The sequence below is a fragment of the Gordonia sp. NPDC127522 genome, from assembly GCF_042672305.1.
Taxonomy (GTDB): Bacteria; Actinomycetota; Actinomycetes; order Mycobacteriales; family Mycobacteriaceae; genus Gordonia; species Gordonia hongkongensis.
In genome coordinates this window covers 40,450-60,481 of sequence record NZ_JBHXVK010000002.1, presented here as the reverse complement: position 1 = coordinate 60,481, position 20,032 = coordinate 40,450, and the positions used below count along the sequence as shown (strand labels likewise).

17 protein-coding genes are annotated in these 20,032 nt (G+C 68.5%); 5 read left to right on the top strand and 12 right to left on the bottom strand.

The genetic code is table 11. From position 1 onward, the window contains the following. Positions 1-92: 92 nt before the first annotated feature. From ACFVHY_RS04575 to ACFVHY_RS04560, 4 genes are all read right to left on the bottom strand, one after another. Positions 93-1,262, bottom strand: coding sequence for a hypothetical protein (locus tag ACFVHY_RS04575; RefSeq protein WP_390268968.1), 1,170 nt, complete (start codon positions 1,260-1,262; stop codon positions 93-95). Between the two features lie 285 nt (positions 1,263-1,547). Next, positions 1,548-2,009: an ATP-binding protein gene (locus tag ACFVHY_RS04570; protein WP_137809081.1), complete on the bottom strand. Its 462-nt coding sequence runs from the start codon at positions 2,007-2,009 to the stop codon at positions 1,548-1,550. A 6-nt stretch (positions 2,010-2,015) separates the two neighbouring features. Then, the gene (locus ACFVHY_RS04565; RefSeq protein WP_065631340.1) at positions 2,016-2,447 is read right to left on the bottom strand and encodes an STAS domain-containing protein; all 432 of its coding nucleotides are present in this window, start codon (positions 2,445-2,447) and stop codon (positions 2,016-2,018) included. A gap of 147 nt (positions 2,448-2,594) precedes the next feature. Next, a complete protein-coding gene (locus ACFVHY_RS04560; RefSeq protein ID WP_390270311.1) occupies positions 2,595-3,794 on the bottom strand; it encodes a lipase family protein in 1,200 nt (399 codons plus the stop codon). A gap of 137 nt (positions 3,795-3,931) precedes the next feature. On the opposite strand from ACFVHY_RS04560, the gene ACFVHY_RS04555 reads away from it, so the two are divergent. Continuing rightward, on the top strand, positions 3,932-4,582 hold the full coding sequence (locus ACFVHY_RS04555) for a hypothetical protein (RefSeq protein WP_390268965.1): 651 nt from the start codon (positions 3,932-3,934) through the stop codon (positions 4,580-4,582). A 30-nt stretch (positions 4,583-4,612) separates the two neighbouring features. Here ACFVHY_RS04555 and ACFVHY_RS04550 read toward each other — a convergent pair whose 3' ends face one another. The 4 genes from ACFVHY_RS04550 to ACFVHY_RS04535 form a co-directional block, all read right to left on the bottom strand. Next, the gene (locus ACFVHY_RS04550) at positions 4,613-6,133 is read right to left on the bottom strand and encodes an acyl-CoA synthetase (RefSeq protein WP_390268963.1); all 1,521 of its coding nucleotides are present in this window, start codon (positions 6,131-6,133) and stop codon (positions 4,613-4,615) included. Between the two features lie 70 nt (positions 6,134-6,203). Further along, positions 6,204-6,836, bottom strand: a complete 633-nt coding sequence (locus ACFVHY_RS04545; protein ID WP_390268961.1) for an LGFP repeat-containing protein — start codon at positions 6,834-6,836, stop codon at positions 6,204-6,206. A 71-nt stretch (positions 6,837-6,907) separates the two neighbouring features. Beyond that, the gene (locus tag ACFVHY_RS04540) at positions 6,908-8,683 is read right to left on the bottom strand and encodes a DUF6777 domain-containing protein (RefSeq protein ID WP_390268958.1); all 1,776 of its coding nucleotides are present in this window, start codon (positions 8,681-8,683) and stop codon (positions 6,908-6,910) included. A gap of 203 nt (positions 8,684-8,886) precedes the next feature. Further along, positions 8,887-10,365 carry a flavin-containing monooxygenase gene (locus tag ACFVHY_RS04535; protein ID WP_390268955.1) on the bottom strand — a complete coding sequence of 493 codons (1,479 nt, stop codon included), beginning with the start codon at positions 10,363-10,365 and terminating at the stop codon, positions 8,887-8,889. Positions 10,366-10,497: 132 nt separating this feature from the next. On the opposite strand from ACFVHY_RS04535, the gene ACFVHY_RS04530 reads away from it, so the two are divergent. Further along, a complete protein-coding gene (locus ACFVHY_RS04530) occupies positions 10,498-12,738 on the top strand; it encodes a molybdopterin-dependent oxidoreductase (RefSeq protein ID WP_390268952.1) in 2,241 nt (746 codons plus the stop codon). Between the two features lie 231 nt (positions 12,739-12,969). Here ACFVHY_RS04530 and ACFVHY_RS04525 read toward each other — a convergent pair whose 3' ends face one another. Further along, positions 12,970-13,635: a fasciclin domain-containing protein gene (locus ACFVHY_RS04525; protein WP_390268949.1), complete on the bottom strand. Its 666-nt coding sequence runs from the start codon at positions 13,633-13,635 to the stop codon at positions 12,970-12,972. A 136-nt stretch (positions 13,636-13,771) separates the two neighbouring features. After that, positions 13,772-14,353: a DinB family protein gene (locus tag ACFVHY_RS04520; protein WP_390270308.1), complete on the bottom strand. Its 582-nt coding sequence runs from the start codon at positions 14,351-14,353 to the stop codon at positions 13,772-13,774. Positions 14,354-14,945: 592 nt separating this feature from the next. Between ACFVHY_RS04520 and ACFVHY_RS04515 the strand changes: the two genes are divergently transcribed. Continuing rightward, positions 14,946-15,581, top strand: a complete 636-nt coding sequence (locus ACFVHY_RS04515; protein ID WP_390268946.1) for a pyridoxamine 5'-phosphate oxidase family protein — start codon at positions 14,946-14,948, stop codon at positions 15,579-15,581. A 211-nt stretch (positions 15,582-15,792) separates the two neighbouring features. Here the strand turns inward: ACFVHY_RS04515 and ACFVHY_RS04510 are convergent, their stop codons facing one another. Then, a complete protein-coding gene (locus ACFVHY_RS04510; RefSeq protein ID WP_390268943.1) occupies positions 15,793-17,370 on the bottom strand; it encodes an AMP-binding protein in 1,578 nt (525 codons plus the stop codon). Positions 17,371-17,465: 95 nt separating this feature from the next. On the opposite strand from ACFVHY_RS04510, the gene ACFVHY_RS04505 reads away from it, so the two are divergent. Continuing rightward, the gene (locus ACFVHY_RS04505; RefSeq protein ID WP_390268940.1) at positions 17,466-18,269 is read left to right on the top strand and encodes a LuxR C-terminal-related transcriptional regulator; all 804 of its coding nucleotides are present in this window, start codon (positions 17,466-17,468) and stop codon (positions 18,267-18,269) included. A 209-nt stretch (positions 18,270-18,478) separates the two neighbouring features. Further along, complete coding sequence (locus tag ACFVHY_RS04500; protein WP_390268937.1) at positions 18,479-19,366, top strand: DUF5995 family protein; 888 nt, start codon at positions 18,479-18,481, stop codon at positions 19,364-19,366. 240 nt (positions 19,367-19,606) lie between these two features. On the opposite strand, the gene ACFVHY_RS04495 is transcribed toward ACFVHY_RS04500, so the two are convergent. Then, complete coding sequence (locus ACFVHY_RS04495; protein ID WP_137810972.1) at positions 19,607-19,882, bottom strand: Rho termination factor N-terminal domain-containing protein; 276 nt, start codon at positions 19,880-19,882, stop codon at positions 19,607-19,609. Positions 19,883-20,032: the final 150 nt, after the last annotated feature.

Below are 20,032 nucleotides of genomic sequence, written 5' to 3'. Positions count from 1 at the left end.
AACGCCTCATCTGGCCGCGGTGCGATGCTCCGCGTCGAAAATCGTCCGCGTGGACTACGTGCAGAGGTGTTGCCGGTACCGATTTGCCTGAGTCACTTGGCCGGTGAGCTGCGATCCGCGGCGTCGTCGTCGGACAGCACGACGACGCGCAGCGCCGCCCGGAGGTTGTGCGTGGTCGCCTTCCAGGCCTCGGCTTCATGGCGGCACGCGTCGGCCTCGGCCGGGTCCGACGCGGCGGCCGCGTCGACCGCCGACCGCCGCCAGGTGAGGTGCTGCTCCTCGCTGGTGTTGATGTACGAGAGGATGTCGGCCTGGCTGTACCGGCAGATCTTCGCGACCTCGCGGGCGGACAGCGACCGGCCGTCGGGGTCGAGTTCGAGCAGTGTCTGCAGAGCGTCGGGGAAACGGCCGTCGTTCCTCGCGGTCAGTGGTGCGTCCTCACCGACCTTGGCGATGACCGACGGGGCGCAGTCGGCCAAAAAAGTGAACCACTCGGCCAGCGCCGAGCTCAGGTTGTGCGGATGGTACACGGCGCACTCGACGGTCAGCGTCGCGAAGACCTCGTCCTCGAGGAGATGCACACGTACCGCCGACCCCATGGTCGGCTGGGCGGCGACGATGTCGGCGGCGCGCCGGCGGTCGGTGATGTCACCGGCGAGGCGCGCGAAGAACTCGAAGCGGGGTGCGTCGCTGCGCGGACTCAGCCACGACGAGACGGGCTTGGTGGGCAGGGCGATGTCGCCGTCGGCGTCGGTCTGGATACGGCAGCCGGTGAGGTCCTCGAGCGAGCCGACGAGCAATGCCCGCAGATGGTCGGCGTCGAACGGCTGAACCGCGACCTCGATCTGGGGTTCGGGGCGCGCGGCGGGGGAATGGTCGAGGAACGCGGGGTGCACGACCTCCCAGACCTGACGGAGCGTCAGCACCGTCGTGTGCGCGAGCTGATCGACACGGCGCCGCCCGACTTCGACGATGTGGGTGCCGTTGCGCAGACGTCGCCACCCGAGGGCGGCGAGGAGGTCGAGGTGCTCGGCGAAGTACTCCGGCGTGGGATGCAGGTCGGTGTCCTCGATGGTGCAGCGCAACCGGCGCGAACCGGTGACCGAGAATCGCATCGTCCCGTGCGGACCCTCCGGGATGGCGGGGTCCTGCTGGATCGTGAGGGTCTCGCCCGGCTCGAGATGCGACAGACGATCTCCGACGTGCAACGCGAACGTGCGCCACGCGTCGTCGATGTTCGAGTCCACGGTGAAGTCGGTCATCTCGACTCCCTTCCTCGTGCGCTGACGTGCATGCGCATTGTGCAGCGATGTCAGGATCGGGAGCACGCTCCACCGAGCTGTTCGACGGCCGGCCCCGAACCCGCCTTCGGACTTCAGGTTATGTGACTCGGCCGACAGACTTGGTCACTTGAACAGACCCGTCGACGAAGCCTTGCCCGAACCGTACCCCTAGGTCGGCGGCCCGGCTGACTCAGGCATCGGTTGTTAACCGACAAGAAGTACTTGTGTCCCCAGCCCGGGGGACACCCGTCTCTCGGGCGGTTCTCAGACGCTCTGTCGTTGACGCCAGCTCAGGGTCACCGAGGTCCCGTGCGGTCCGCTGGTGACGTCGGATGCGTCGCAGAGTGCCGAGATCAGGGCGAGTCCGCGACCGCGGTACGGCGACGACGACGCATCTGTCTTCCACTGCCCCGTGTCGGTGACGATGACCTCCAGGGACTCGTCGCGCGTCTTCCGCGCCCGGACATCGATGGCACCGGGCCGGGTGCCGGGCGATGGGGTGGCGTAGGCGTGCTCGGCCGCGTTGGCGACCGCCTCGTAGACCGCGAGGACGATGTCGCTGCGACGCTCGGCGTCCACGCTGATCGTCGCGTCCAGCCACTGCGCGAACTGTTGCCGGAAGCGGTAGGCGGACTCGGGAGAGGCCGTGACCGAAAATGCGAGACCGGTCGCGTCCGTCCCGTCCGAGTCGCCGGGGTCTCGGTGAGCCGATGAGATCCGAACCATCTGTGACTAACCAGCCGGACGGTCGGCCAGCCCCTCTGTGGTGGTCATGGCCGTGATCGCATGGTTCAGCGTCGGGTAGAGCACCATCGTCTGGTCGAGGCCCATGATGGTGAGGGGGCGGGCGGTCGCCGGTCCGGCGGCCACGACTCCGAACATGCCGGTGGGTGCGATGGCCTCGTGTGCCGCGACGAGCGCCGCCATCCCGGCGGAGGCCAGGAACTCGGTGGTCGTCAGGTCGATGATCAGACCGTCGGGTTGTCCGCTCAGCGCCTGCGACACGGCGTCGGACAATTGCGGGGCGGTGAGCACGTCGATGCTGCCCTCCACGGTCAGGATCACCAGTTGCTCATGTGCTGCGGACACCACCGACATCAGCGCGCGTCCGGCACTCAGGCCACTGTCGTCGACGATCACAGCATCAGGATTCTCTGCCTGCATCGGGTGGCCCTCTCTACGGGGGACGGCGGCAGCCCGACTTGCGGCCCCGTCCCGGGAGATGTACGACGGCAGCTGCTCAACCGGTGATCCCATCGTGCCACGGCATGACGCCACGCCGGTACCGGGGTGCGCGAACGCCCTCGGCGGTTACTTTCCGAAGAGCCGGCCGAGGAAGGGGATGGTGTCGGCTTGCGACCGGACCAGCGTGCCGCTGTGGTCGCTCGGATAGGTCCGGAAGGTCACCGGCTGGCGGTTGGCGGTCAGCGTCGCCGCATAGGCCGCGGTGGTGGGATACGGCACGTCGGTGTCGAACAGGCCGTGGCCCATGAAAAATGGCTTGTCGAAACCCTTTTCAGGCATACCCAGGTAATTCGCCAGGGTCGCCGAGAATTTCGGCAGACTGGTCAGCGGGGCGGTGAAGTAGTCGCCGAGCGAGATGCCCCGGAGCTGCTCCTCGAATTCGCCGACACAGCGGGTCTCGGCGAGGGCCACATACTTCCGGCCGGTCGGCGTGAGGATGCGATCGATGCCGAGCTCGGGGTGTGCGTATCGGAGTCCGGCGAGGATGTAGCTGAGGTAGGCGGTCAGCGCCGGGGAGATCGCCACCGGCGGGACGCCCGGACCCGCGATCTGGACCAGTCGTTCGATGTAGGCCGGCGTGCCGGTGCCGACGGCACCCCGGTAGTCGAGCTCTCCACCGCCGAACTCGGTCGCGTAGCGCGCGGTGTAGATGGCCGCGCCGCCGCCCTGTGACTGCCCGACCGCCGCCCAGGAGCGCGACAACCGTTGTGCGACAGGTCGAGTCGAGGAGAACTCCCGGCCCGCTCGCACCATGTCGACGACGTTGTGGGCCGTCGTGCGGCCGTCGAGGTAGGCGTGCAGACCCGGGGTGCCCAGGCCGGCGTAGTCGCTGGCCACGATGGCGTAGCCCTGCTGCATCCACTTGGCGAGGTACGGCAGGTCGCGCTCGGGCAGGCCCGGACCCCGGACCGAGGGGGCGCAGTCGTCGCCGATCCCCGACGTTCCGTGGGCCCACGAGATCACCGGCCAACCGCCCGGCGGTGCCGTCCCCCGTGGGGTGAACACGGTCCCGGTGCTGAGCGCCTTCTTGCCGAAAGCGTCGGTCGTGACATAGGTCAGGACGGTGGCGTCGGCGGAGCCGGGCACCCAGAACTGCGGGGCGAGCGGCCTGGCGGAGACGACCGCGCCGGCGTCGCCGAGATTCGACGGCGAGGAGATCGCCGGGCCGGCGGCGAGGGTCCCGGCCGCTCCGGAACCGCCGATCGCGACCGCCGCACACACGGCCAGTGTCAGAACCTTGCGGTGCCATCGCGTCACGATCCACACCGTACTGCGAACGGGTGCCGGTCGTCGATTCCTCACCTGTTCCGTTATCGCTCAGTTCCTTTCGGTGCGCCGGGAGCGGGACCGTCGGCCACGGCCATACCCTGGTTCGGACAATCCCGGCAGAGAGGTGTCACGGCATGGCGTTGCGGACGGTCGGGTTGCCGACCCCGGCGGAGATGAAACCGAGGTGGGCTGCGTACGCGGCGCTGCTGGCCGTGCGGGGTGAACGCTGGGCGCAGGGGGCGCATGCGACCGCTCACGGGTGGCACTACGACGACGGCGGAGGCAACTGGGCCGACGTCGTGTCGGCCGGTTCCGGCCGCGCGGTGCTCGTCGGGCACGACCATGAATACTCCGAGACGTATTTCCGCGAGGGGGCGTCGTACTTCGGCGAGCCGGAGACCGACCTGCTCGACGGTGCGCCCGGCTGGTGGGAAGCGGCGATCGTGCCGTACCTCGACCGGCAGCGCACCGAGGGGATGTGGATCGGGTTCATCTACGGCTTCGACGGCCGGTGGATGCGGTCCGACTACGACGCCGATGACGGCTTCACCAGCCTGGCTCTGCCGTTCACCGACGACGAGACAACCGGCGACGCACTCGTCGATCTACTCGGCAACTGGTTAAGCGAGCTGGGACTCGCGTCGCCGGCCGACCTCGACACCCGGCTGCGGGCGATGGTCGCCTCCGGTGATGCGCCGACGGCGGCCGACTTGCGGCGGATACTCGGACCGGCGGCCGCTCACGCCGACATCGACGCGGCAGTGGCTGCGGCGCAACGGTTCTGACGATGTCAGGTCCGTAGCGCCGCGCGTCCGTCACCGCGAGCGCAATTCCCGCTTGAGCAGTTTGCCGCTCTGGTTGCGGGGGAGCTCGTCGACGAACCGTACCTTCTTCGGGACCTTGAACGGCGCGATCCGGGACCGGACGTGCTCGATCAGTTCCTGCTCGGTCACCGACCGGCCGTCCCGCACCACGACGACCGCGGTGATGGCCTCGATCCACTTCTCGTCCGGCTCGCCGATGACGGCCACCTCCGAGACCGCCTCATGGGTGTAGATCGCGTCCTCCACCTCGCGGGAGGCGACGAGGATGCCGCCGGTGTTGATCACGTCCTTGATGCGGTCGACCACCGTGATGAAACCCTCGGCGTCGCGGGTGACGAGGTCGCCGGAGTGGAACCAGCCGTCGCGGAACGCGTCCTCGGTGGCGGCCGGGTTCTCCCAGTAACCGCGGCACACTTGCGGCGAACGATAGAGGATCTCGCCGGGAACCCCGGGTTCGACGTCGTTGCCGTCGGAGTCGACGACCCGGGTCTCGACGAAGAACACCGGCCGGCCGCAGGACGACGGCCGGTCCTCGTGCTCCTCCGGGCGCAGAACCGTTGCCAGCGGCCCGATCTCGGACTGCCCGAAGCAGTTGTAGAACTGCATGCCGGGGAACTGCTCGCGGAGCCGGTTCAGCACGGTCACCGGCATGATCGACGCGCCGTACTGGGCCTTGCGCAACGAGGACAGATCCCTGGTCGCCAGGTCCGGGTGACCGGCGAGCGGAACCCAGACGGTCGGCGCGAGGAACAGCGACCCGATGCGGTCCGCCTCGACGCGTCGCAGGATCTCCGGGATGTCCGGGGTCGCCATCAGCCGGACGGTCGCGCCCACGGAGAGGTACGGAAGCATGAAGACGTGCATCCCCGCCGAGTGGTAGAGCGGCATGGCGATGAGCGGGTTGTCATCCGCGGTGAAATCGAGGGCGATCACCGACGACACGTACTCGCTGATGAGTGCCGCGTGAGACATCATGGCGCCCTTGGGCTTCGAGGTGGTTCCGGAGGTGTAGAGGAGCTGGGCGAGATCGTCGCCGTCGGCCGCCGAGGTGAACTGGCCGGCCGGTCTGGTCGCAGTCTCGAGAAGCGAATCGTCGGCGTCGCGCAGCGGGACGATCTCCTCGACCTCGGCGAGATCGCCGCGGATCTCGTCGATCCGTTCGGACAGGGCCGGGTCGACGAGGACGGCGCGTGCCCCGGACTGCACGACGAGATAGCGGAGCTCGTCGCCGCGCAGCGCGTAGTTGATCGGGACGTGGACGAGTCCCGCGCGGCAGCACGCCAGGAAACCGATGACATACGCGTCCGAGTTCGTGCCGTATGCCGCCACCCGGTCGCCCTGCTGCAGTCCGCGGGCCAGCAGCCCGGTGGCGGCAGCGGACACCGCATCGTCGAGTTGTCGATAGGTGAAGGAACGGTCGTCGAAGACCAACGCGGTGCGGTCGGGATGCCGCGCCGCGGACCTGCGGAGGATTCCGTCGATGGTGTTGGCGGAAGAGAATTGCGGAGCCATGCCGACGACGATACTTGGACGTCCTAGTGAACCGTGGCGGATCCGCCCATCAGGACCCCGGGCCTGTCCGTCAGGGCCAGAAGATGGTGCCGTTCAGGAAGTCCTGGGCGAATCGATTGCCGGTTCGGTACTCACCGCCGAGCGGGACCCCGAAGTACCCGCCCGCTCCACCGGTCTCCTCCCACTTGCGCCGGATCTGGCCCCAGACGATCTGCGCGCCACCGGTTTTCGACCATGTGACCACTCCGCCCTGGAAGTCGTTGCTTCGTCCGCTGCCCGACCGGTACTCGTTGCTGACCGGATAGCCCAGCGCGCCGCGCTCGGCCCCGGCCTTCTGCCACCGGCTCCGGATCGCGCCGCCGACCTGGTGTGCCGTACCGCCGTCGGCGGCGGGGTGCCAGTAGAACGACGTGTCGCGCGAGAACACCTGGAATCTGCCGCGGTTGGCGGCCGCGCGCTCGGGGCCGGTCGGGACGCCCCACTTGAAGAAGCCGCCCGTCGACGAGTAGGCCTCGCCGATCTTGCCGCCGACCACGTGACCGTTGATGATCCGATCGGCCTGCGCGCTGGGCGCGAGCATCACCAGCGACACCATCGTCGCCACGACCGCGACGCTCGCCACCCGCCGCCGGATGCGTCTGCGAACGGACTCCGGACGGAGGTCACGGGCGGGGCTCGGCGTCGGTGTCGTGAGGGCAGACATGCGCGCGATGGTACGGACGTCCCACGACGCCTGCTGTTGGGCAGCTCACAGCAGGGGTGTCACCGCAGGTGTCAGGGTCCCGCGGGAGCCTCGGGTGGGGGTGAGTTCTCCGTGGTGGTCGTGGTGGTCGTCTCGTCCGGGGTTTCCGCGGCGGGCGGCGCGGCATGTGTGGAGGGGTCCGGCGCGGGCGGATCCGTCGTCAGGGGGCCCGGCGCAGACGGTTCGGGAGCCGGGGCGGCGGGCGGAACGACGATCCAGTTCGCCGACCGGACGGTCACCGTCTTCGACGCGCCGACCGCCGTCAGCGTCAAGGTCCACACCCCGGTGCTGGTGGTGGAGCCGGACACCGATGTGCGTTGCAGGGCCGAACCGGCGACCGACCGGGTCACGCCGTCGGTGCACGAGAGGGCGACCGTACCCGCCGAAGAGCTGCCGGGGGTCGTGCAGCCCACCGACAACCCGGCGTCGTCGAAGCTGAAACTGCCGATGAACTCCCCGGAACCGCTGAACGAGGTCGGCGTCGCGGGGGCCTCGGCCGGGGCTTCCGGTGCCGGCGCGCCGGGGACGCCCGGCTCCGACCCGGGTTCGGGCGCCGCCGGACCCGGCGCCTCGTACCCGGGCGCCTCGGGGACCGGGGCGTCGGAGGCGGGGACCGATGCATCCGGAGGTGGCGCGTCCGAGGCCGGTCCCGGGCTGCCCGGCGCGGCGGGTGGCACCGGGGAGTCCGATTCGGACGAGTCCGGTCCAGCGGAGTCCGGAGCCGCCGAGTCCGAGTCCGGAGCTCCTTCCGGCAGACCGCCGTGCTCTGCGGCGCGCTCCTCGAGGGCCGGGGCGGCCGCGGGATCGCCCGGCGCGATCAGTCCGTTGTGCTCGGCGTCTTCCTCGGTGTACGCCTCGAACGGCGTGTTCAGCGCGGCCGGGGTGGGCAGGGGACCTGACGGTGGCGGGAAGCGGCTCAGATCGAGCAGTCCGCCGAGCGGCTGCGAGAAGATCTGTCCGGTCAGGAAATTCAGCAACTGGAGGGCATTGCCGACCGGGGTGCCGGGGGCAGCCGGGACCGACGGCGCGGGCACGATGATCGTCGACTTGCCGACCGCGGTGACGTTCTGGTTGGTATACGCGATGCGGGTGACCGATCGACTCTTGTACCCCTCCCACGTCCGGCCCTCCAGCCGGTACCCGCCGAGCGGGGCGGCGGCCGGCGGGGCGAGCGGATTGCCGCACGAGCACATGGCGCGCGGGACGCCGGCGGAGTCGACGTAGACCGCCGTCCCACGCTGCAGGACGGACTGGAACGGGACCGCTCGGCCGGAGGTGTACGAGTGGTTGGTCACCCAGGTGTCGCTCGTCAGCACCACGGGGTTGAGGGTGTTCAGATAGTGCGGGATGTCGGCGGTGCCGATGCCGTAGACGCCGGCCCAGGCGCGAGCCGCCGGGGGATCGGCGAGCAACCGGTTGCTGAGTGCCGCGGTGTCGCAGGCGGCGGTGTCTCCCGCGGCATACAGCCCGGCGTCGGTGCCGTTGACCGCGCGGCCGCCGAGGTCGGCTGCACCCGCGGTACCGGTGAGTGCCACGTTCGCCGGGAGGTCGCCGGCCCCGGACACGAGGACCGGATCGGTGAACGGATCGATCCCCGGGTCGTTCGCCGCGGTCAGGGTGAGGCCGGGGACGTAGATGTCCCCGTCGCGGGCCTTGACGACGAAGACGATTCCCGCGGCGAGGACGAGCGCGAGGACGACCACGACGGCGCTCAGTACGAGGGTCAGTGTGCGACGGCCGTCGGGCTGCGGCGGGATCGCGCCGTACGGGGTCGACGGGTGGGTCGGGGGACCGGGTGGATAGGTCATCGCGCAGCTCCTACTGGTCCACTCCTGCCCGGGCGGGCAATCGTTCGACCCGAGCCCAGTATCGGCGCGTCACAGAGCCGGGAGCAAGGCTTGACCAGCATTTTCACGTCGTCGACGGCAAATCTCGACCGTTTGGACCACACCGTTGTAACGCCGCGCGGCGGGGCACCGACACCAGTCCGGGCCCCGCGCGCGGAGCCGGGTCAGGCCCGGCCGAACACCATCGATTCCTCGACCTTGTTGATGCGGTGGTCGATGGCGTCGCGGTAGTAGTTGTGCCGCACCTGCCAGTGACCGCGGGTGCCCGACTTCGGCAGTGCATCCGGGGACCGTTCGACGTACCCCGCTTTGAGGTCCCACAGCGGCCGCGAACCCATGACCTCCGAACCCAGATGCGGATAGGCATGGGTGTAGCCGTTGGTGCGCATGTACCTGATCAGGTCGGCGACGGCGCGAGCGGTCATGTCCGCGCGAAGGGTCCACGAGGCGTTCGTGTAACCGACCGACCAGGCGAGGTTCGGGACGTCCTCGATGAGGTAGCTCTTGAAGACGAAGCGGTCGTGCGGTTTCACCTCGGCGCCGTCGACGCGGAGCCGGGTACCGCCGAAGCCGAGCAGTTGCAGTCCGGTCGCGGTGACGATGATGTCGGCGTCGAGGTGCTTGCCCGAGGTGAGGGTGACCCCCGAGGCGTCGAAACGGTCGATGTGGTCGGTGACCATCTCGACCTTGCCCGCGGTGATGTCGGCGAAGAGGTCGGCGTCGGGAACCATGCACATCCGCTGGTCCCACGGGTTGTACGTCGGATTGAAGTGCAAGTCGACCGGATAGTCCTCGGGCAGGTTCGCGACGACATTGTTCCGGATCATCTTGCGTCCGAGCTTCGGGAACCGGTGGGTAAGGTGGACGATCGCGGCCGTCTGGGCCGCGTACCGGGTGCGGATGACCTTGTGCGCCGCCTGCGGGGGCAACAATTTCTGCACGAGCGGTGCCAGGTACTGCTTCTGCTTGGACGAGAAGATGTACGACGGCGAGCGCTGCAGCATCGTGACGTGCTCGGCCTGCTCGGCGAGGCTCGGGATGAGACTGACCGCCGTCGCGCCGCTGCCGATCACCACGACGCGCTTGCCCCGGTAGTCGAGGTATTCGGGCCAGTGCTGCGGGTGCACGATCTGCCCGGTGAAGTCGTCGGCACCGGCGAACCGCGGTGTGTAGGGGTTGTCGTAGTCGTAGTAACCGGTCGCGAAGATGACGAACCTCGCGCGGTGGGTCTCACGGCGCCGGTCCTCACCGACCTCGACCCCCAGTGTCCAGGTGTCGGTCGCCGAGTCCCAGTCGGCGGTCAGGACGTGCTGACCGAACCGGATGTGCTCGGCGATGGCGAACTTGTGGGCGGTGTCCTCGATGTACTCCCGGATGTCGTTTCCGTGCGCCAGCGCCCGCGGCTTGCGCCACGGCTCGAACGGGTAACTCAGCGAGTAGATGTCGCTGTCGGACCGCACGCCGGGGTACCGGAACAGGTCCCACGTGCCGCCCATGCGTTCGCGGCGTTCGAGGATCAGATAGTCGGCGTCGGGATTCTGCTCCTTCAGCCGATAGGCGCAGTCGATGCCGGACAAGCCGGCGCCGATGATGATCACGTCGCGCACGGTTGGCTGTGTGGCGTTCGGTTCGCTGTCGGTCACGGGGACCTCCTCGGTGGGGATGCCTCAGGTGCTGTCATCATGCAACACTTGTCTTCAGATGTGAACGGAATCACACCAACCGTAGGCCTGCCCGCCTGCGGCCAGTCATCGCGCGAGGTCAGGGGACGCAAGATGCCAATGGAAAAACACACTTACTGCCGAATCTGTGAGCCGCTGTGCGGCATGATCGCGACCGTCGAGGACGATCGGCTGATCTCGTTGCGGCCGGACAAGGAGCACCCGCTGTCGCGGGGCTTCGCGTGTCCGAAGGGGATCGCGTTCACCGAGATCGTCAACGATCCCGATCGTCTCCGGCACCCGCTCCGGCGACGCCCCGACGGCGAGTTCGAGCAGATCTCGTGGGACACGGCGCTCGAGGAGATCGGCCGCCGGCTCGTCGAGGTGCACCAGAAATCCGGCAGCGACTCGATCGGCTGGTACTTCGGCAACCCAGCGACGTTCTCGACCGGACACACGCTGTGGACCGCGATCTTCATGAACCTCCTCGGCACGCCGCACGTGTACTCGGCGGGATCCCAGGACGTGAACAACCGCTTCGTCGCCAGCCACTTCCTGTACGGCAACCCGTTGACCGCCCCGATTCCCGACATCAACCGCGTCGACTACCTCGTGATCATCGGGGCGAATCCGGTCGTGTCGCACGGCAGCGTGATGAGTTCGCCACGTATCCGTGAGGGTCTGAACGCGATCACCGCGCGCGGCGGGTCCGTCGTCGTCGTCGATCCCCGGCACACCGAGACGGCCCGCGAGTTCGACTGGCTGCCGATCACGCCCGACACCGATGCGTTGTTCCTGCTGTCGCTGTTGCACGTGCTGTTCGACGAGAACCTCGCCGACCGCGACCGGCTCCGGCGGCAGGCGCGGGGCGTGGCGGAGCTCGAGGCGCTCGTCGGGGCCTATGCGCCGGAGGTGACCGCGGGCCGGACGGACATCGATCCGGAGCGTGTGCGGGCGGTCGCCCGCTCGCTCGCCCGTACGGAGCGGGCCGCGGTGTACGGACGGGTGGGTACCTCACTGGGGCGCACCGGCACGCTGACGACCGCCCTGCTGGACATGGTGAACCTCGTCGCGGGCAACCTGGACGTACCGGGCGGGTCGATGTTCGGTGATCTGGGGATTCCCGGTCAGCGCCTGGGCGTCGCCGCGCTGCAACGGCTTTCGAGCTTTCGCTGGGCGGGGCGCCGGAGCCGCGTCGGCGGTCTGCCGCAGGTCCTCGGGACCGCGCCGGCGTCGTTGATGGCCAAGGAGATCACCACCCCGGGCCGCGGGCAGCTGCGCGCGCTGTTCGTCAGCGCGGGCAATCCAGTGCTGTCGGTTCCGAACGGTGACGAATTACGTTCGGCGCTGGACGAACTCGACCTCATGGTGTCCCTGGACATCTACCGCAACGAAACCAACACCCGGGCCGACTACATCCTGCCGGCCACCACGATGTACGAACGCGAGGACTTCCTGCTGCCGTTCCAGGCCCTGTTCACCACACCGTTCAAGCAGGCCACCGAGGCGGTCATCCCACCGCAGGGTGAAGCGCGCGAAGAGTGGACGGTGATCAACGAACTCATCGGCTTCCTGTCGTCGGAGAGCCTGCTGATCCGTTCGCTGCACGTCGGCAACCAGCTGGCGCGACGCGTGGGCCGGCCGGTCACCCCGCGCCGGGTCTCGGACCTGGTGATCCGAATGGGGCTGGGAGGAGACCGATTCGGCCTCCGACGCGGTGGGCTCACCTACCGTCGACTCGTCGAGGACCACCCGCACGGTGTCGTGGTCGCCGACGACCTCGCCCCCGGGCAGCTGGCCAAGAACGTCACGTACCTCGACGGCCGGATCCGGTTGACCGCACCGGAGTTGATGACCGAGGTCGAGCGACTCGGTGTCGATGACGACGCAGGGTATCCGTTGCGGCTCATCGGGATGCGTGAGATCCGGTCGGAGAACAGTTGGCAGCACAATGCGCCGATGTTGTTGCGCGGCGGACGGTCCCACGCGGCCCGGATGCACCCCGACGATGCCACGGCACGCGGGCTGGCCGAAGGTGACCTCGCGACGGTGGAGTCCCGGCACGGTCGGATCTCATTGCCCGTGACCGTCACCGAGGACATCAAACCCGGCGTCGTCGCGATCCCACATGGGTGGGGCCACAACGGCTCCGGCGGTTGGACGCAGGCGAACGCGGCTGCGCAGAACGATCTGGGTGCCGGCGGCGTGAACGTCAACGCACTCATCTCGTCCGCCCCGGCCGACCTCGAGCGGCTCGCCGGGATGGCGAACATGACCGGCGTGCCGATCCAGGTGTCGGCGATGACCGAGAGCCGGGTACGGTCCGAGACGGATGCGCAACCCGCTCGAACCTGAACGCACACACCGGTTCCCCAGACGAGCAGTGATGCTCGCGCAGGGAACCGGTGTGTGTTCAGGGTGTGGCGCGGTGTCCCGTGCGTCCAGACGTTATCCCGCCCACGGAGTCCGGACTCTTCCGTGTTCGAGGCGAACGGATCGCACCCGGGTCACGCAGCACGATTCTCACCGACGGATCGCGTCGGTGAGAATCGTGGAAAGCGCTCTCGCGCAGTGTTTACGGAGAGATCACATGCCGGCCGGGGGCATGAGCACGCTGTCGATGAGGTACACCTGCGCGTTCGAGGTGGTGACGCCACCGCAGACCACGCCGGCCTCATTGACCTTCAGGTTGTCGCCCGATCCGGTCACATTGACCTGCTGGCCCTCGAGAGTGGTGTGCTCCCCGACGATCTGGTCAGGGGTCGCCTGGCCCTCGACCACGTGGTAGGTCAGGATCTTGTTGAGCAGGTCAGCGTCGGTCTTGAGCTGCTCGACGGTCTCCGGGGGCAGCTTCGCGAATGCGTCGTCGGTCGGCGCGAACACGGTGAACTCACCCTCGTTGAGGGTCTTCACGAGGTTGACCTCGGGGTTCAGCTGACCCGAAAGTGCTTGTGTCAGGGTCGTGAGCTCGGGGTTGGTGGCCGCCGCGGTGGCAACGGGCACGGTCGACATCCCGTTCACCGATGCCGGTCCCGAGGGATTGGCCTCGGCGTAGGCGGCGCAACCCGGCCCGACGAGGTTGGCGGCCGGATCGGCCATCGCGCTCTCACTCATCATGGCGCTGGATTCGGTTGCCGCGCCGGTCGTTTCGCTCGAGGTGTCCGAATCGTCACTGGAACAACCGGCCATCACGCCGACGGCGAGGACCAGTCCGGTCAACGCTCCTGCTACACGGGGAATTCGCTTGATCATCGTCGATCCAATCTGTGTTGGGGTGTCGACTGCGCCTGGCCGGCAGCCTCACAACGTCTTCGGCGCCCGGGCGCCTGCGGATTGGTCGGAGATGAGACTGATCGTCGAATGCCCGGTGTAGCTCACCGCGCAGGCGTCACTTCGCCCAGTCGGCGTCGGCCCACTGCTCGGCCCATTCCTGCCCTTCGGAGATGGCGCCCATCGTGGTCTGGCCGTCGAGCGCCTCCCGGATGATGTCGGCGTGGCCGCAGTGGTGTGCGGTCTCCCGGATGAGGTGGATGATCATGACCCGGATCGACAGCCACTCGCGTTCCGGCTGCCACGGCGCCGTGGGCTGAGGGATCAGCTCGTCGAGGCTCTCGGCGTCGGCGATCACGCGGTCGAACTCGGCGGCCCCACGGTCGTACTCGGCCAGCCAGTCGGCGAGAGTCTCGTCGCCGGTCATCTCGTACTCGGTCATGGCCTGGCTCATGTCGAACTCGGCGTTCTCGTCCCGCTCGGTGACGACGCGGGCCGCATTCTCCTCGCCGTGCGCGAGATGCTTGATCAGCGCGCCGATCGTGAGGGTGCTGACCGTCGACTGCTTGCGGGCATCGTCGTCGGAGAGGTTGCGTGCGGTGATCTTGAGCATGTTGCGCTGATCCTGCAGCAGGATGAGCAGGTCGCGCTTCTCGCCGGTGACGTCGACGCTGAGTTCGGTGGAGGTGTAGGTGCTTATGACGGGTGTCCTCTCGATTGGTGTGAGGACCACGCTATGAGCGATGGAGGACAATTCCGGTCCTCGTTCTCTCGTTATCTGAGGCGCAAGGTTGCGAGCGTCGTTTTGCTCCCTGAGGAGCGAGCTTGCGAGCGTCATCCTGCTCCCTGAGGAGCGAGCTTGCGAGCGTCATCCTGCTCCCTGAGGAGCGAGCTTGCGAGCGTCATCCTGCTCCCTGAGGAGCGAGCCTGCGAGCGTCACGAAGGGTCTCGCAACCGCAGTCGCCGAACCCTTCGTGACGCGCCCTCCGCAAGCTCCGGGCGCTCCTCAGGGAGCGGGGGCTGACGTGCCCTCCGCACTCAGGGAGCGGGGGTTGGCCGCGCCCTCCGCAGCTCCGGGCGCTCCTCAGGAAGCGGGGGCTGACGTGCCCTCCGCACTCAGGGAGCGGGGGTTGGCCGCGCCCTCCGCAGCTCCGGGCGCTCCTCAGGAAGCGGGGGGCGGCACGCCTCGGACTCAGGGATTAGAGGGTCTGCGGGTGGATCCCCCTCTGCGGTCACCGACGCCGGCAAGCAAATCTGTTGAGCCGCGAGCGTTCGGGGGCGACCATTTCCGCATGACTTCGACCGGCGGTACCCCGTCCGACGTGACTTCGCGGCTGGCGTCGTTGACGCGCAAGCCCGATCGGGCAGCCGATCGCGAGCTGCTCGACGCGCTGCTCGACGAGACCAAGGTGGGGACCCTCAGCACCGTCGTCGACGGAATGCCATGGTCGGTGCCGATGCTCTTCGCCCGGGACGGCGACTCGATCCTGCTGCACGGATCGACCGGGGCGGGTGCGCTCCGGCACGTCGCCGCGGGTGCGCCGGTGACGTTCACGGTGTTCGCGCTGGACGGGCTCGTCGTCGCCGACACCCTCTTCGACCATTCGGCGAACTACCGGTCGGCGGTCGTACGCGGAGTCCTCGAAGTCGCCGACGACGCGCAGTTGGCTTTGGAAGTGTTGTCCGACAAGCTGATTCCGGGGAGGGTGGCCGAGGTCCGGCCGACGACGCGCAAAGAGTTGGCAGCGACGGTGGCCCTGCGACTGCCGATCGTCGACGGCCAGTGGATCGCCAAGGCGCGGACGGGCGGGCCGGGTGGGGAGTCGGCGGACTGGACCGGCGTGGTTCCCGTGCGGACCGTGTACGACGCCCCGGTCACCTACAGCGGCGACGAGCCGCCCGACTCGGTACGAGCGCTCGTGGACTGATCTCGCCGGAGACGGAGATGCGCAACCAGCGGATAGGGGTGTGACCCGCTGGTTGCGCGTCCGGTGATCGCGTCGTGGGGCAGGCGCGGTCGTCGAAGTCTGCCCGACGCGATCGGCTGTTGGCGCGGCCCGACTGCGGGTCGCACAGTCGGTTCATCGTTCGCGCACGGTGGCGCCGTTACGCGCCGGGTTGGCGCGCAACGGCAGGCGCTCATCGCTGGCGCAGGAGGAACCGCTGGATCTTGCCGCTCGGCGTCTTGGGCAAGGCGTCGACGAAATGCACGGTGCGCGGGTAGGCGTGCGCGGCGAACTGCGTCTTGACCAGCTGCTGGAGCTCGGCTTCGAGCGCATCGGTGCCCTCGACCCCGTCCGCGAGGACGACGAACGCCTCGAGGACCTCGCCGCGGAGCTCGTCGGGGCGCCCGACGACGGCGACATCGACGACCGACGGATGGGTGATCAGCACGCTCTCGACGTCGAACGGGCCGATCCGGTAGCCGGCCATGATGATCACGTCGTCGTCGCGTGCGGTGAAGAAATAGCGGCCCTCGTCGTCCACCCGCCCGGTGTCGCCAGTCAGGTACCACCGTCCGTCCGGTGAGAAGCGCTGTTTGGTCTTCTCCGGAGCGTCGAGGTACCCCTCGAACCACATCAGCGGGCTGGCCGGGACGTCGATGGCGATCTGACCGTCGACGATCCCCGCGGCGAAGCCGGGCATCGGCTGTCCCATCGAACCCGGGACAAGGGTCTCGTGGACCGACTCGTGCCAATGGTTGTTGATGAACATGCCGTGTTCGGTCTGGCCGTAGTGGTCGCGGACCTCGGTGCCGATGGCTCGCAGCGCCCAGTCGATGACGTCGGGGGTCAGGGGTTCGCCCGCCGACGACGCGCGGCGTAGCGAGAAGCCCGAGATGCGCGGGTCCTTGCTGAGCGCTCGGTAGACGGTCGGTGCCGCGGCGAAGTTGGTGACGCCGAGGTCGCCGAGGATCTTCGCGGTCAGTTCGGGGGTGAAGCCGGCGTGCAGCAGGAGGTTGCGCCGGCCGGCGGCCAGCGGCCCGAGCACGCCGTAGTAGAGGCCATAGGCCCAGCCGGGGTCGGCGGCGTTCCAGAACACGTCGTCGGCGCGGACATCCAGGCCGAAGTGCATGTAGGCGACGAACGAGGCGAGCGCCCTGACCGGGACCGGGACGCCCTTCGGCGCGCCGGTCGTGCCGCTGGTGAAGAGCAGGACCAGGGTGCCGTCGCCGCCGACCGCGACCGACTCGGTGACCGGCTCGTGCGCAGCAATGAGTTCCTCGAACTGGTCGCCGGCGATCACCGTGGTGATCCCGTCGATGCTCGCGAGCTTGTCCGCCTGACTCGACTCGGTGATCACGACCTTCGCGGCGCCGGCCTGCAGCCGCATCTCGATCGCGGGTGTCGCGAACGCGGTGAACAGCGGGATGTAGATCGCGCCGAGGCGGGCGATGGCCAGCAGCGAGACGACGAGCTCCTCGCGCTTGCCCATGAGGACGCCCACCGTGTCGCCCCGACCGATGCCCATCTCCGCAAGGGCCGCCGCGAGTCTCTTGGACCTCTCGGCCAGTTCGCCGTAGGTGATGTCGGTGGTGACCGGACGTACGCCGCCGGACTGCTGATCGTCGGTCTGCTCGACCTCGATCACCGTGAAGGCGATCGCCTCGGGATCGTGCCCGTCGACGAGGAGTGCCGCCGCATCGGCGTCGGACGCCCCGTAGATTGCCAACCATCGTTCGACCATGTCGGTGGGGGTCGTGGTGGCCTGTGTCATCGTGAACCTCGCTCCGTACTGAGTAAGCTGAGTCACAGTGTCCTCCGCGACCGGCCCCAGGAACACCCTCGGAAGAGGGGGAGAAGTGAGGTGAGATGCCCGAGCCACTGAGCGGGATCGTCACCGAGGCGTTGCGTCGGGTGCGCAAGTCCAGTGGGGTGCCACTGGCCTTCGCGGGTGTCCTGAACGGACCGTCGAACCTGCGTCTACAGCATTTCGCCGGTACGACCGTGGGCGCGTTGAACGGGGTGTCGGTCGACGTCGGGCACGGGCTGGGCGGCAAGGTCGTCTCGCTGAACCGCCCGATGGTCGTCGACGACTACCTCTGCACGCCACGGATCACCCATCGCTACAACACGATCATCGAGCGGGAAGGGTTGCGCGCCATGATGGCCGCTCCGGTCATCGTCGATCGGACGCCCGTGGCGGTGCTCTACGGCGCGCTGCACACCCCGGACCCGATCGGCGGGCGGATGCTCGACGTCCTCGCGATGGAGGCCCGCACCGTCGAACACGAGATCGTCGCGTCCCGCGCCCGGCTCGAGCACGCCGCCCAGGACGAGGCGGAGATGCGCGACCGGATGACCGCGGCCTACGCGCGGCTTCGGTCGCTGGCCGAGACGGTCGACGACGCCCGGCTCGCCGACGAACTCGCTTCGATCACCGAGGCCCTGATCGCCGCGAGCCCGGCATCGAAGACACAGGTGGAACTGACCGGCCGGGAGCAGGACGTGATCTCCCTTGCCGCACTGGGTTACTCGAACGCCCGTATCGCGGAGACCCTCGGGGTCACCGTGTACACGGTGAAGGGCTACATGAAGGATGCGATGCGCAAGCTCGGGGCGTCGTCGCGGCTGGAAGCCGTGGTGACCGCCCGCAGCGCCGGTCTGCTGCCCTGACGCGTCCCCTGGCCCTGAGGAGCGCCCGGAGCTTGTGGAGGGCGGCGACCAACCCCTGCTCCCTGAGGAGCGCCCGGAGCTTGCGGAGGGCGGCGACCAACCCCTGCTCCCTGAGGAGCGCCCGGAGCTTGCGGAGGGCGCGTCACGAAGGGTCTCGCGTCCCCGGTCGGAGGGGTTGATCCGCGCGCAGATGGGTATCACCGGGTCCCATGCGAGCACTCTCAGCGGCACTGCTGGCCCTCGGCCTCATCGGAACACTCGTCGTCGCTACGCCGGCAACGTCGACGGCGGCACCCGCCGAGACATGTGGCACCGATCTCCGGCCTGCCGACCGCGAGCGGATCGTCGAACTCAGTACCTACGATCGGGATTCGAAGGACCTCCCTCTCATGCAGCTGCGACGAAACGTCGACAAGCTGTACGGGATCGTCGACATCCTCACCGACCGCCGCGACCGGCGCGGATTGTTCGCCCTCGGGCTGGCCGCGGTGGAACGCGACGCGGTGATGCCGCTGCAGAACAACCCGCGCGTCTTCCAGACCCCGCGGTGGGCCCCGGTCATCAGCCTCGAACTCCTCAACCGGTTCCTCGACGCCGTGCGAGGCGAATTCGGCGGCGGACCGGTCGCACCCCAGTGGCGGCACTATTTCGACATGGCCGATGATTGCGCCGTCCCCGGCCAACGGGTCGCGATGGCCGGTTACAACGCGCACATCACCGTCGACCTCGCCTATGCGACCGCCGACGCCCGGGCCACGACGGCGAATGCGCGGGATTTCTTCTTCATCGTCGACTCCATTGCCGCACATGGAAATTCGATCGTCACCGCGACACTCCGCGAATACGGCGTCAACCTCGGACCGATCTTCCGGTTCTACGTGGTCGGTGAGGGCCTCGACCGCGTCGTGGGAGCCGGCCGGGCGACCGGGCCGATGCTGCGGGCCGCCGACGTCGGATACAACGTGCTGACGTTCCGCAACGGACTCGCGCTCCAGGATCCGGCGACCGCTGCTCGGGCACGCGGTGACGTGACCGGGCTGTGGAACACCGGCGAGACGGCGCTGACCGCGTTCCAGCGGGTCGGGCTGGTCCGATGACCGGCCGGTCGGCCTCATCGGTGGGTGTCGGGCAGGTCACGTCGGAAGGGCCGGAATATCCCGAGCGGGGTCGTAGTTGTACCCCGCGACGGTGACGGACTCAATGCCCCGGGTCCCACCCTTTTGCCGCTTCGAGCGGCCTGTTTGCCGAGAGGCGCACTGACCGGCACCGTCCCTGTGCACAGCGAAGCCGCCGACCCCTCGGGTCGGCGGCTTCGCTGTTCTCCGAGCAGACGGGTCTCAGTGGTCCCGCAGTTTCTCGATGAGCTCGTCCTTCTTCAGGTCGGAGTAACCCGAGAGGTCGAGTTCCTTGGCGCGGTCCTTGAGCTCGTCGACCGTCCAGTCCTCGTAGGACCCGGACTTGCCGCCGCTCTTGCCGACGTCCGACCGTGAGCTGTTGGCCGCGGCGTTGGCGATCCGGGCGGACTTCTCCTTCGAGTTGCCCTCGTCGCGCAGCTTCTCGTAGAGCTCGTCGTCCTTGACCGAAGGTCCAGGGTCCTTCTTGTTCTCTGCCATGGTCTACCTCCTCGTGGTGGAGATGAGCGGTGTCCGCACCAGGGTTGCCAGATGCGTCGGTGGTCAAACAACGGGATCGGGGTGGACGGATCGACGCTGTGTTCACGATGACCGAACCCGGCGCGGGTGTGCGGTTCGTCGGTCTACGGT